Annotated in this window: 13 protein-coding genes; 4 read left to right on the forward strand and 9 right to left on the reverse strand. The window is 57.4% G+C overall.

Features of this window, described 5'->3' with window-relative positions:
* Positions 1 to 5 precede the first annotated feature (5 nt).
* Positions 6 to 932 (reverse strand): LysR family transcriptional regulator, encoded by a 927-nt coding sequence (locus tag RYH74_RS15205; RefSeq protein ID WP_084785332.1) that lies wholly within the window; start codon positions 930 to 932, stop codon positions 6 to 8.
* A gap of 218 nt (positions 933 to 1,150) precedes the next feature.
* Here RYH74_RS15205 and RYH74_RS15210 point away from each other — a divergent pair, with 218 nt between their 5' ends.
* Together RYH74_RS15210 and RYH74_RS15215 are read left to right on the forward strand one after the other, a co-directional pair.
* Complete coding sequence (locus RYH74_RS15210; protein WP_317409674.1) at positions 1,151 to 1,573, forward strand: hypothetical protein; 423 nt, start codon at positions 1,151 to 1,153, stop codon at positions 1,571 to 1,573.
* 338 nt (positions 1,574 to 1,911) lie between these two features.
* Positions 1,912 to 2,181, forward strand: a complete 270-nt coding sequence (locus tag RYH74_RS15215; RefSeq protein WP_085704741.1) for a DUF3077 domain-containing protein — start codon at positions 1,912 to 1,914, stop codon at positions 2,179 to 2,181.
* A gap of 86 nt (positions 2,182 to 2,267) precedes the next feature.
* Here the strand turns inward: RYH74_RS15215 and RYH74_RS15220 are convergent, their stop codons facing one another.
* Positions 2,268 to 3,020 (reverse strand): hypothetical protein, encoded by a 753-nt coding sequence (locus tag RYH74_RS15220; RefSeq protein WP_317409675.1) that lies wholly within the window; start codon positions 3,018 to 3,020, stop codon positions 2,268 to 2,270.
* 183 nt (positions 3,021 to 3,203) lie between these two features.
* On the opposite strand from RYH74_RS15220, the gene arfB reads away from it, so the two are divergent.
* Positions 3,204 to 3,617, forward strand: coding sequence for an alternative ribosome rescue aminoacyl-tRNA hydrolase ArfB (arfB, locus tag RYH74_RS15225; RefSeq protein ID WP_317409676.1), 414 nt, complete (start codon positions 3,204 to 3,206; stop codon positions 3,615 to 3,617).
* 131 nt (positions 3,618 to 3,748) lie between these two features.
* Here the strand turns inward: arfB and RYH74_RS15230 are convergent, their stop codons facing one another.
* From RYH74_RS15230 to paaY, 7 genes are all read right to left on the reverse strand, one after another.
* Positions 3,749 to 4,771 carry a methionine ABC transporter ATP-binding protein gene (locus tag RYH74_RS15230; RefSeq protein ID WP_085615770.1) on the reverse strand — a complete coding sequence of 341 codons (1,023 nt, stop codon included), beginning with the start codon at positions 4,769 to 4,771 and terminating at the stop codon, positions 3,749 to 3,751.
* Positions 4,772 to 4,835: 64 nt separating this feature from the next.
* Entirely contained in the window at positions 4,836 to 5,615 is a 780-nt protein-coding gene (locus tag RYH74_RS15235) for a MetQ/NlpA family ABC transporter substrate-binding protein (RefSeq protein WP_085615768.1), read from the reverse strand.
* 24 nt (positions 5,616 to 5,639) lie between these two features.
* Positions 5,640 to 6,305, reverse strand: a complete 666-nt coding sequence (locus RYH74_RS15240) for a methionine ABC transporter permease (protein ID WP_085615766.1) — start codon at positions 6,303 to 6,305, stop codon at positions 5,640 to 5,642.
* A complete protein-coding gene (locus tag RYH74_RS15245; RefSeq protein ID WP_085615764.1) occupies positions 6,302 to 7,675 on the reverse strand; it encodes an LLM class flavin-dependent oxidoreductase in 1,374 nt (457 codons plus the stop codon). The genes RYH74_RS15240 and RYH74_RS15245 overlap by 4 nt, the downstream gene beginning before the upstream one ends.
* 9 nt (positions 7,676 to 7,684) lie before the next feature.
* Positions 7,685 to 8,908, reverse strand: coding sequence for an SfnB family sulfur acquisition oxidoreductase (locus RYH74_RS15250; RefSeq protein WP_317409677.1), 1,224 nt, complete (start codon positions 8,906 to 8,908; stop codon positions 7,685 to 7,687).
* A gap of 1,161 nt (positions 8,909 to 10,069) precedes the next feature.
* A complete protein-coding gene (gene paaX / locus RYH74_RS15255) occupies positions 10,070 to 10,993 on the reverse strand; it encodes a phenylacetic acid degradation operon negative regulatory protein PaaX (protein WP_075045237.1) in 924 nt (307 codons plus the stop codon).
* A 77-nt stretch (positions 10,994 to 11,070) separates the two neighbouring features.
* On the reverse strand, positions 11,071 to 11,670 hold the full coding sequence (gene paaY / locus RYH74_RS15260; protein ID WP_038409635.1) for a phenylacetic acid degradation protein PaaY: 600 nt from the start codon (positions 11,668 to 11,670) through the stop codon (positions 11,071 to 11,073).
* 355 nt (positions 11,671 to 12,025) lie between these two features.
* On the opposite strand from paaY, the gene paaF reads away from it, so the two are divergent.
* The gene (paaF, locus tag RYH74_RS15265) at positions 12,026 to 12,799 is read left to right on the forward strand and encodes a 2,3-dehydroadipyl-CoA hydratase PaaF (RefSeq protein ID WP_075045236.1); all 774 of its coding nucleotides are present in this window, start codon (positions 12,026 to 12,028) and stop codon (positions 12,797 to 12,799) included.
* The last annotated feature ends 30 nt before the right edge of the window (positions 12,800 to 12,829 follow it).

The raw sequence follows: 12,829 nt of genomic DNA on the forward strand, positions 1-12,829 counted from the left end.
TCGCTCTACGTGACCGGGAGTACCAGTTGGCCCTCGATCAACGGCTTCTGGTTGGCAACGGCAGCTGCACAGAACGTCATGAATGCTTTGACCCGCCACGATTTGCGGATGTCCTGGTGCGTCAGCAGCCACAGCTCATCCTGCAGCTCCGGCACCACCGGGCCGACGCGTTCAAGCCCTGGCGTGATATCACCCAGCATGCAGGGCAAAAACCCCACACCCAGGCCCGCCGCGATTGCAGCACTTGCCGCCGCAACCGAATCGGTGCGGTACGAGATGCACTCGGCAGCGACCCTGTTTTCGACATAGCTCGTTGCCTTGAGCCCGCGAAGCGCCGCGGAATAGGAAACCCATGCCTGGCCTTCAGTGAACAGAGGAGCAGGCGATGTGTGGTTGCTGCTGCCGTAGGGAGCCCAGGCGATTGTGGCCAGTTTGCGGCCCACCAGGCTTTCGGCGGGTTTCCTGGTCGCCCGAACCGCAATATCCGATTCGTCTCGCGCAAGGCTCAGTGATTCGTTGCCCACCAGCACCTCGATCGTGATGCCTTCATTGAGGGCCTTGAAGTCCGCGATGATGGGGGTAAGGAAGTAAAGCAGCAGTGAGTCGCTGGTGGTGATACGAAGCTTTCCGAGTGGCCCCTGGCCGGCACGTGAGACACGCCGCGTCACGCTGACGATGTCCAGCTCCACGCGCTCGGCGAGGGCACGCAATTCCGCGCCCTCGATGGTGAGCAGATAGCCTGATTTGCGGTGATCGAACAAGGCTACGCCAAGTGTTTTTTCGACCTGGGAGACCCTGCGGGAGACGGTGGACACGTTGATGCCAAGCTTCTTGGCTGTGGCAGCGCGATTGCCACACTCACTGAGCGTTTTGATGATCCGCAGGTCGTCCCAGGAGAGCTGGTTGGCAGCCTCGCCCACGTTCCATTTCACGTCCTTGGGGGCAACCGGGGTAATTGGGACATTTCCAGGTAACGACTTCACGAAATCCGTTCCAGATCAGATTGCGACGATCATACGAGAAGGGGCTGCGTGAACCAAGTATCAGCATGAAGGCGAAGGAGGGGGCTTCGGTCGTCCCTTCATGCGCACATCGACACTTGTTGGCGTTATCCTGAATAGTGAGCCCAGGAGCCTTTGGGGAGCTACTCATGCGCAAGTTGACACTGTTGTTCGCGATCGCTGCATTGGCGGGTTGCCAGGCGCCGATGCCCACTGCCAACCCACAGATGGCTTGGGTCGATCTCTCGACGCCATTCCCGAATGACCGTGTGCTGTTGGCCGAACGCCTGGATAAACAACGCCTGCGCGACGGGCGCTTCTTTGAGGTCAGCCCCGGCAGCCATGAACTGGTCGTCAGGTTCGACTACGAAGTGAATGGGGGCGGTGGCATCAGCCTGATGGGAGGCACCACGGTAAGGCAATGCTACCTGACCATAGACTACGAGCATTTCAAGGCTGGACAGCGCTACGTGCTCGAGGCCCGCTCCATGGCCATGACGCCAGAGGCGAGGCTTTATGATGCGAAGGGAGAGATTGTGGCAGAGGTTACGGAATTCTATTGCCTGATGTGATGGTGAATCGTTCGTTGTTCATTGATTACAACTAGCCTCGAAAAATCAGATTTTTTCGCTTTCTTGTAGGGCATTTCCCAAAGATACTGTTGCCGCCTATTTTCCGTTGCGGGTGCCCTGGCAGGGCTCTAGTCTGGGCCTGTCGCTGCTCATCAGTGACACGGCTTTGACAGGCCGTAACGGTTTAAGCATTCGGCTTTCCCTTTATGGTGGCTGTGCGTGGGGCACGCTTGCGTGCGCCGGAACTTGCTTATTCCGCCGGTCTGTCAACCTACGTACAGCTGCCACCCTTCTGTTTGACAGCAGTCAGGTGGCGCACTCATAAAGGTAATAAGCAATTGACTACTGACGAATCGAACGAGAAAACCACCGTAGGCAAGACTACGTTCTACCAAGGTGAAAACCAGACCCATCCGTTGTTTCGCATCGAAGCCGGCATTCCTTGCAAGAGCGCTCGGGAGCAGTCTTCGGAATTGATGGGGTACGTGCGGGAACTGACGATTGTCGGGTTGATGGATGAAAAGCCGATGATGATCTGGGCTGCGCATTACCTGAGCGCGTTGGCCAAGGCGCTTATGGACGATGCCGAGTTGGGTATGGTGCGCTGAGTTCACTCCACCCTTGGCGGTCCGCGAAACGCGGCCGCCTTCACATCAGTGGGTGTCTTACGTCTGCGACGGATGTGGGCATACACTCAAACGGCGATGAGCTTCCTGTTCGGATCTTGCTGCATGAAGAGCAGGATGTCGAAGACCCGTCCAGGCTCGAATTGAAGGGCAGGGTGATCGCTCTTCAAAACGGCTTCAGTCAATAGCTCCTTGTTTTGCTCCCAGCATTGACCAAGCGTGAATGGCAGCCTGCAGAGCTTTTGTCCGGCAGCTTTTTGGGTGTCGCTGGGAAGCAGGTAGCGAGAACTGCTGAATCCTTGAAAACCCGCGTGCTGCAATCCTTTTCTTACCTGGCTATCCAATGCTGGCATGAATCCCGTTATCAGCAGTAATGCTTTCATGGGGTAAGTGACATTGGTGTTATTAACGAACAGAGCCTCGGCCAGCATCTTCAAGACCCCGAGCAGATCTGCATCAAAATGAGCCGCTGACTGATAAAGCCCTTCGGTGGTGAAGATCCGTTTATCTGCGGATGACAGTGCGAATCCACTCAGTTGGTGACTGTCAAAACGGACAAGCTTGGCGTGTAGGTTCGGGTCGCAAAGCCTTGCTGCAGCTTGAGAAGGCAGGTGCAGCATCGGAGCCTTTCTCGCGCCTGCGCCCCAGTTCATCAAAGCACTTCGAAGCGCGTCGGCCAGCGCTGTGGCGTTTTGCGTTGTGAGTGCAGTCAGGTAGGCTGCTGAAATTTTCCTCACCCGAGAAAAGTCTTCATGGTAAGAGGAATTGAATCTGTTGATCGCGGAACGGATGTCTATCTCTTCACCAACCACTCTAAGCATGTTCGATCCATTGGGTAAGGCGGCTAGGCACCCGGACGTGAGTCTGACCAGCGGTGCCAGATTGTATTAGCGGCCAGAATACCATCAAATAGCCATCTTTGAGCTTCGGTCTCTCGGATCGAACAGACTTCCCGGATTGCTTGGCGACCCTGGATAATGGAGGGGAATCACAAGGGCCATGCCATGCTGACCATCTCTAGTAACGTGCATCTGCCAGATGCCGATATCGAACTGACATACATCCGCGCGCAAGGCGCAGGTGGGCAGAATGTCAACAAGGTGTCCAGCGCCGTGCACCTGCGCTTCGACATTCACGCCTCGTCGCTGCCCGAGTTTTACAAGGAGAGGCTGTTGGCGCTGCGTGACAGTCGCATCACCGGCGACGGCGTGTTGATCATCAAGGCACAACAATACCGCACACAAGAGCAGAACCGTGCTGACGCACTGGCGCGTCTTGCCGAGTTGATCATCAATGCCGGCAAGACCGAGAAGAAACGCCGTCCCACCAAGCCGACCCTTGGCTCGAAGACCCGTCGCCTCGAAGGGAAAGCCAGGCGCAGCACTGTCAAGGCGGGTCGAGGCAAGGTGCCGTTCTAGGCTCTGGATAAAAGAGATGTCGCGAACGCTGCCTGGAATAAGTCAGTGCGACCATGGCGGTGTAACGTTAAGTGTCGCAAGCGCCACGAGTTGCTTATTCATATGATGCTTCTTTCACTTGGTTTTTTTGATTAAGGCGAATCGTGCCAAACGACTTGATCCGCAAAGGAAGCTGCCAGAGCATTGATGTGCTCAGTTGGTAAATCACTTGATATTGCCAGGGTGAGATAGCCTAGCGTGCGTCCTTGAATTTGCTCAATGGAGCTCTGGTGGAGGTATACATCTCCACCCAATACCTTCGAGATGCTCATCAGGTTTGGCTGCAACCCTTTGACCCCTGTGTAGTGTAAGTCAAGGTATCGTCGAGTTTCTTTCTTTGACTCGCTGGCGGGGTGCGAAGCCGAGAGAAGCACTTTGCTCACCTCATGTTTAGGTGCTCCGAAAACCTCCCATACCTCACCTGATTCGACAACGCGGCCTCGCTCCAGTACAGCAACCCGATCGCACAGATCTCGAATGACCTCCATCTCATGAGTGATGAGGATGATGGTCAGGCCTAGGCGTCGGTTGATATCCCGAAGCAGCATGAGAATGGATTTGGTGCTTTCTGGGTCGAGTGCAGACGTGGCTTCATCGCACAGAAGAATCTCTGGCTGAAGCACGAGCGCCCTGGCTATTCCAACTCGCTGTTTTTGCCCGCCCGAAAGTTGGGCGGGATAGGCGCCTGCACGTTCTGAAAGCCCCACCACGTTAAGCAGATCCTCTACCCGACGCGCTCGCTCTTGTTTTGGTATCCCCGCCATAACCAGGGGCAGCTCAACGTTCTCTGCTACTGTCCGGCTGGAAAGTAGGTTGAAGTGCTGAAAAATCATGCCCACCTTTCTGCGAAATTCGCGCAGACCCTGAGCATTCAAAATGGCGATGTCTCTTCCATCAACGATGACTTGGCCGTTACTCGTTGTTTCGAGTCGGTTGAGCAACCGGAGCAGTGATGATTTGCCTGCACCGCTTCGGCCAATAATCCCAAAAACCTCGCCGCGTTGAATCTCAAGGCAAATGTCATCCAGCGCACATACGGATCCGTAGCGCTTGTGAACGCCTCGTAGCTGGAGGTGGGCGGTGTGATTATGGATTTCTTGCTCGAAGCGGCTCATTTCAATATCTCGGATTCATTATTTGGCGTAGATTTTTACTGCCTGCTATCACTGATAGGGAGGGTTAAAACCCCGGCGCAATTTGCCCTTTGTAGCGCGTCAGAATGAACTCCCGCACCTCGGGGGAATTCAGCGCTTTTGCCAGTTTTTGAATCCCGGGATCCTCCAGATTGTCTGGACGGGCGACCAGGTACTCGACATAGAGATCCTTACCCTTCTCGGTGATCAGGGCGCTGTGCGTATCAATCCCAGCTTCCAAGGCGTAGTTGGCGAACACGAACGCCAGGTCGACCTGCTTCACTGAGCGCGCGAGCATGGCGCCCTCGAGCTCTCGAATCTTCAGATGACGAGGGTTCTCGATAATGTCGCGCTGGGTCGACTGCGGATTGCTTGGATCCTTGAGCTTAATGAGCCCAGCTTCTGCCAGGAGCACCAGAGCACGACCGGTGTTCACTGGATCGTTTGGAATGGCCACGTTGGCGCCGTCTGGGAGGTCAGCGATGCTTTTGTACTTCCCGGAGTAGGCGCCGAAGGGTTCGATGTGGACTCCGACCACGGGTACCAGATCCGTGTGGCGGGTTTTATTGAAATCGTTCAAAAACGGACGGTACTGGTAGTAGTTGGCATCCAGATTCTTCTGTGCGAGTTGCAGGTTGGGTTGGATGAAGTCATTGAACACCTTGATGTCGAGATCAACACCTTCCTTGGCGAGGGTTGGTTTTATGAACTCGAGGATCTCTGCATGAGGTACAGGCGTGGCGCCGACAACCAAATGTTCGGCGGCATGGGCACTCAACGAGTTGAGTGCCAAGAAGGCGGCGAGGGCAGTCAGGGTTTTTCTCATGATGTCAGTACCTGTGGGTTGGAGTCAGTGTCGAGTGAAATGCTTTACGAGGCGGTCGCCGCTCATCTGCAGGGCCTGCACCAGCAAGATCAATAGCAGGACGGTGACCACCATCACGTCGGTCTGGAACCGTTGATATCCAAAGCGGATCGCCAGATCGCCCAGACCACCGCCGCCGATTACACCGGCCATGGCGGTGTAATCGACCAGGACGATTGCTGTGATGGTTACTGCGGCGATCAGTCCGGTTCGGGCTTCGGGTAACAGGGTGTGCCAGATGATTTGGCGGATACTGCCGCCCATGGCTTGGCTTGCCTCCACCAGCCCGCGGTCGACTTCTCGCAGAGCGGTTTCCACCAAACGTGCGAAAAACGGCGTGCAACCCACCACCAGGGGTGGGATGGTGCCCCGCACGCCTAGAGAGGTGCCGGTGATTAAAGTGGTCAGCGGAATCAGTACGATTAGCAGAATGATGAAGGGGAGCGAGCGCAGCACGTTCACTACCAGCGAAAGGCTGCGATAAACGGGGGCGTGTGCGAGCAGTTGGCGTTGCCCTGTGAGGTACAGCAGCACCCCCAGAGGAAGGCCGAACAATACGGTGAACCCTAACGCAGCGCCTAGCATGCTGAGGGTTTCGACACAGGCCTGGGCTATTTCCAGCCAGTTTAGATTCGCGAGCAGGTCATTCATCGGAGTGCCTCAGCGCGGAGTGCGGCTGCTGGATGGGGCGCTTGCAATCGATCTCCTCTTGCGAACAACTTGTTGCGCAATGTTCCCGGCGTGTATTCACGCTTGAACAGGCCACGAGATTGCAGCTCCGGGATGAGTAAGTCGACCACGGCGACGAAGGTCTCCGGGGCAACCACGCTCGCGAGATTGAAGCCGTCCACGTCGGTTTCTTCTACCCACGCCTGAAGCTGATCGGCTACGGATTTTGCGGAGCCGACCAGCACCGGGCCATCGCCCCCAATAGAGCAATAGTCGGCGATTTCGGCAGTAGTCCAAGTTCGTGAAGGATCGGCGCGAGTGAACGCCTCAACGGCGGATTGAATCGCTTCGCTTGGCACCTCGCGCAGCACCTGGTCATCGTCATACTGTGCGAAATCGATGCCTGTCCAACCGGCCATCAGCGTCAACGCTCCGGTTTTGCTCGCATATTCTCGATACTCCCGAAGCAGAGCGAGTGCAGCCTCGTCGGTCTGCGCGACAATCACGGTCAACTGCTCAAAAATCAGAATGTCATCGGCAGCTCGCCCGGCACCTACCGCAGCCGCTCTCAGTTCTGTAACCTGCTTTTTCAACACCGCTTTACTCGGTGCGGCTACAAAAACGCACTCTGCATTTGCTGCTGCAAACGCTCGACCTCGGCTTGATGCACCTGCTTGGTAAATGACCGGGGAGCGCTGCGGTGAGGGCTCACTGAGGTGAAAACCAGGGACTTTGAAATAGGCGCCCTCATGCCCGATGCCATGCACTTTGGCAGGGTCGGCGTAAACGCCACTCTCGCGATTGGCAACTACAGCGTTGTCTTCCCAACTGGTTTCCCAAAGCTTGTAGCAGACCTGAAGGTATTCTTCGGCTAGCGCGTAGCGCTGGTCATGAGTGAGCTGGTCGCGCTGGCCGAGGTTGCGAGCGCCACTGGCGAGATATGAGGTGACAACGTTCCAACCTGCTCGGCCTTGGGTAAGGTGATCGAGGGTACTCATGCGTCGAGCAAAGGGAAACGGGTGCTCGAACGACACAGAGGCCGTTACGCCAAAACCTAGGTGTTGCGTCGCTGCCGCCATTGCGGGTACCAGTTGCAATGGGTCATTGACCGGTACCTGGGCGGCGCTGCTCAAGGCCGCGTCCGCGCTGGCACCGTAGACGTCGTATACACCCAGTACATCCGCGATGAACAGACCGTCGATGCACCCGCGTTCCAAGGTTTTGGCTAGCTCGATCCAATAGTGAATGTCGGTGTAGCGCGTAGCCTGATCTCGAGGGTGGCGCCACAAGCCGGGCGAAAGGTGCCCGACTGTGTTCATTGCGAAGGCGTTAAGGCGAATCTGCTTGGTCATGGCGCGCCCTCAGTTCCAGTCGTGACGGGCTGGTTTAATGCCGTTGAGAGCCCAGTTACCGACCAGGTGGTATTTCCAGCGCACGGGATCATGGAGGGTGTGCACCCGGGCATTGCGCCAATGGCGATCGTAGTTGTGCTTGGTAAGTGACGAGCGTGTGCCTCCCAGTTCGAACAACCGGTTGCTTGCCTCGATGGCTACTTCGGTTGTGAGCACTTTGGCCTTTGCAACGGCAACCGAGGCTGTTGCTACGTTGTCTTCATCCGGCGAAGGTTTGGCTGCGTCCAATGCCCATCCAGCACGTTCCAGCAGCGCTTCAGCGGCCTCCTGGCGAATTTCCATTGAGCCCACCTGAATGATGGTCAACGGGTCTTCACTGGCGTTATCAACTTTGGCATCAATCCAAGGTCGGGCCTGCTCACGGACAAATGTGATGGTGTCGTTTAGGGCTGCTCGGCCAATGCCGGCGTCGATGGCTGCGGTGGTCAGCTGAGCGAACGGGCCAGCAAGGGTAGGGCGTTCGTAAGAGCGGTACGTGGGGAAGAGATTGAATGCAGGTACGCGCAATCCTTCCAGCAGTACCGTGCCACTTGAAGTGGTGCGTTGGCCCATGCTGCTCCAGTCATCAACGATGACCAGCCCTGGTGTATGGCGAGGGACGAACGCCAGTTGCGCACGGTCTTGCTCATCCAGTGCCAGAACACCGATCCAGTGGGCGTACAGGGAACCAGTGCAGTAGCCCTTCCGACCATTAATCTGGTAGCCATCAGGCGTTGGGATGATTCGAGTGCGAATATCCTGAACGGTCTTCCCGCCCGTTTCAGATAGAGCATTCGCGAAGCGATGTCCTTGCAAAACCAGGTCGAAAAAATAGCGCTTCTGTTCCGGGGTGCCTTGCAACCGAATGTCTTCGAGCAGGCAGTAGTGGTTCTGAGGAATCTGCCCAAGCGATGGATCCGCAGTGGAGAGAGTGGCTATGACTTTTGCCAGCGTGGCGAAAGACACCTCGGCTCCGCCGTATTCCCGTGGAACGGTGATGCCCCATAGTCCGCTGTTTGAGTAGGCGTCAACAATTTCGGCAGGTACCAGCCGCTCACGATCGCGCTCCGCAGCCCCCGGGCGTAGAAGGTTAGCTATCTCATGAGCAATGGCGATGGCTTCCGAGTCGTCTAGGATGATGTGGGCTTTGGGTGTGTTTATTTGGAAATTGGCTGGTACGGTTTCGAGGCTCATGGCGTGCTCACATGCAATCTAAAATCTATGTGGTGCATACGCCGTGCCAATGGAATAAATCAGTAAAATCAGGTGCTTAATTCGTAAAAATGGCTCCATTTGTGTTGGGCTCGCAACCAACTGTTGAGTTGGTGTTTGTCGGGCGACAGTTAGTGTAAATACAGTCGCCAGCACAACACCGGTACGCAAATTTTTTGGAATGCCCGAATACGACACTGTGGATGTGGTGGTCGAATGGGTTAAGGGTCGGGTGGGGTTAACCGGAGGTTAGTGAAGGGCCATGCGCAGAGATAGGGTTATGAGTGGAACCCAAGCTCCTGATTTTCTGGGAAACGGGGGGTTGTGGGGATTTGACCGGAGGTGTGAGGGATTGGACAAATATGGTCGGGCGCTTCCAAATACGTCATTTAACATAATACTCATTATGCGCTAGTCTATATTTGGTCACCGGACCACGAGTGAGGCACTTTGGGACCAGGGAAAGCTCCCTGGTCTAGATAATCTGTCCTGATCCATCGCTCGCTTACCATCACAAGCGCCGACCTGGTGCCGGATGCGTTAGCCTTGCCTTTTGGACTGTTGGCTACCGCGACTTGGACATCAGGCCAGCCATTTGCTCCTGTACCCTGAGTGCTTGAAAGAAACCTGGTACGGTCACCCTCGACCTTGTTTGCCCGGACAAATCCGGCGCATGCATGGCCACACTGACGACTAGCGCCTGTCAGCCAGCGCCATTGAGGTTGCCACGCTGCCCATCGCCGGCAACCCAACTCCCGGTCGATCGGTTAACGCGGTCAATTGTAGGAGCGGCCTTGTGTCGCGATGGGCTGCGCAGCAGCCCCCAAGGTTTCAAAGCAGACGTATGAATTGCTGGGGCTGCCTTGCAGCCCATCGCGACACAAGGCCGCTCCTACAAGGGCCCGCAGGATTGAGAAGACAGTTGTTTACATCTCTCGCAGACCTCAAGCCACGAACCATCCCTGTGGGTGCTGGCCTGCAAGCGATGTGAGCAGTACAAGCGACAAAAGATACATGAGGACCGCGCGATACCTGAGGGCCAGACATACCCCCTATTTGGCATGCTGTATATGCAAATAAGGTATAACTACACTAAATACTCATTTAGCGTAGTTATATAAAACCCGCCTCTGCACTCAATCCTCAAACAAGCCCGCCAAAACGCCTGTAAAAGCCTTCATTCACATCCGGCAACGGCCCATCAGCCGTCTCCAGCGCTGCATTCAGCCATTCTTCCGCCTTGGCAAACACCAGCCGATAGAGGTTACGGCACAACTGCCGCGCGGCCCTTCCCTCCCAATCCCCAGGCAGCAGCTCGTCCGGCAGTTGCGGGTCGCGCAGCAGCAGCCGGCGGTATTCGTGAATCAGCAGCGTACGTGCCAGGAAGCAATCCTGCGCATCGAGCTGTTGCTGCTCTTTCAAACCTTGCCATAGCGGCCTGAACAGCTGGATGAACTCGCTGTATTGCTGCCCCAGTTCGTCGATACGCCAGCTTTCCCGCACCTGGGCGCGCATGGCCTTGGATGCCAGCACTTCCTGGGTGTGGGTTTCGAAGACGATGCTGTCGTCGCTCGCCTCCAGGTCACGCAAGGTGGCGGCCAGGTCGGCGCGGTCTGCCCGTGGGCAGCCCAGCAGGTTCGGCGCCATGGCCCCGAAGCCCTGCCACTCCAACTCTTCACGCAAAGCCTTGCGCTTGCCGGCCTCCAGTTGCGAGAGCAACACCAGTGTCCAGGCACCGTCCCAGGCTGGTTGGCTGGGGCTGTAGACCCGTTTGAAGGCCTTCTCGAACCGCCGGCGGCCAGTCCCTGTCAGGCTGTAGTAACTGCGGCGGCCAACCTTTTCGGCGGTGAGCCAGCCTTCCTTGGTAAGGCGGAAAATCGATGTGCGGATCAGGCGCTCGTTGATGCCGATCGGCTCCAGCAGGTTGATCAGGCTACCCAGCCAGACGGTTCCGCCGTGGGGCTCGATGGCGTCGCCATACAAAGTGATGATCAGGGAACTGGCGCGGATCGGCGTCTGTTCCTGGAAGCGGGTGATCAGGTTGTTCAGTGGGGCGAGATTGCTCATGGGCGAACTGTGCGCGGTTAAAGCACCGACTATACCTGCGCGGCGGGCCGCCTGACCATTGCGTGACGCTGCCAGGCTCATGCCGATGCCTGGCCTTTGGGCCTGACGCCGGTGTCTTCCATGCGTGGGCGCTCGGGCTCGACCTCGGTCAGTGGCGGGCATTCGACCATGCTGTTCATGCAGCGTTGCGCCAAGTGCTGGTACTCCGCCGTGCCACGTTGCTTCCAGGCCAGTTCCTGTTCGGTCAGTGGGCGCTTGACCTGGGCTGGCGAGCCCATCACCAGGCTTTGTGCCGCACATTCGAAGCCCGCCTTGACGAATGCCGTGGCCGCGACGATACAGCGCGGTGCCACATGGGCACCATCCATCACCACCGCGTTCATGCCGATCAAGGCGTCTTCGCCAACGCGACAGCCGTGCAGCACGGCGCCATGCCCAACATGCCCGTTGCGTTCGACCACCGTATCGCCACCCGGGAAACCATGCATCACGCAGGTGTCCTGCAGGTTGGCACCCTCCTCCAGCACGATACGGCCGAAATCCCCCCTTAGTGATGCCAGTGGGCCGACGTAGCAACGAGGGCCGACGATTACATCACCAATCAGCACGGCGCTGGGGTGCACGTAGGCTGTCGGATGAACCACGGGCGTCAGGCCGTCCAGTCGATAGCAAGGCATGGCAAAGCTCCTGAAATGATTTCAAATGCGCCTTGATCTTGTATCACAATCTTGTGGTGCGTCAATCAGCATGGCCGTGTATCGCTTTTGCTGGGGTCATCGCGCTCGCGTAAATTCAGCATTATTCATTGAATGCGAGGTGATGAAGCGATTCAACATCATGAAACCCTTTGCTGAGGCAGTTGTCATTCACGCACAAAGAGATACATGAAACAATTTTGAATGTTGCATAATTGTATCGCGTAATGCATATACTGGTTCCACCTGGACGTGATCCCCGGATCACGCCCCTGCAAACAATTCCAAGAAATGCCGGCCCCACGATGTGCCGTGCGTGCAGCCAGAGGAACCCGACATGCCGCGATATCTCGATGTGCAGGCGCCCGAACACGGCGTCCAGCTCATTACCCTGCAACGGCCCGAGGCGCTCAACGCCCTGTGCACCGAGCTACTGGCAGAGCTGGCCGCTGCGCTGGAAGCGGCCGGGCACGACGAACAGATCCGCGCGGTGGTGCTCACCGGCAGCCGCATGGCATTCGCCGCAGGCGCCGATATCCGCGAGATGGCCGAGCGCGACCTGGTCGGCATCCTCAACGACCCGCGGGTGGCCCACTGGCAAAGCATCGCCGCCTTCGCCAAGCCACTGATCGCCGCCGTCAACGGCTACGCCCTGGGTGGCGGCTGCGAACTGGTGATGTGTGCCGACATCGTCATCGCCGGCAGCGACGCCCGTTTCGGCCAGCCGGAAATCAACCTCGGCATCATCCCCGGCGCCGGTGGTACCCAGCGCCTGCTGCGGGCAGTAGGCAAGCCGCTGGCCATGCAAATGGTGCTGACCGGCGAAGCCATCACCGCCCGTCATGCCTTGCAGGCCGGGCTGGTCAGCGAAATCACCCAGCCGGAACTCACCGTAGAACGCGCCCTGCACATTGCCCGCAGCATCGCCGCCAAGGCCCCACTGGCGGTGCGCCTGGCCAAGGAAGCGCTGCTCAAGGCCGGCGATACCGACCTGGCCAGCGGCCTGCGCTTCGAACGCCATGCCTTCACCTTGCTGGCCGGCACCGCCGACCGCGACGAAGGCATCCGTGCCTTCCAGGAAAAACGCCAGGCCCGCTTCCAGGGCCGCTGATCATCTTTCCCTCGACTGACGGAGCGAGTC

Source organism: Pseudomonas sp. LSJ-87 (assembly GCF_032971465.1).
In the GTDB taxonomy this organism is placed as follows: Bacteria; Pseudomonadota; Gammaproteobacteria; order Pseudomonadales; family Pseudomonadaceae; genus Aquipseudomonas; species Aquipseudomonas putida_Z.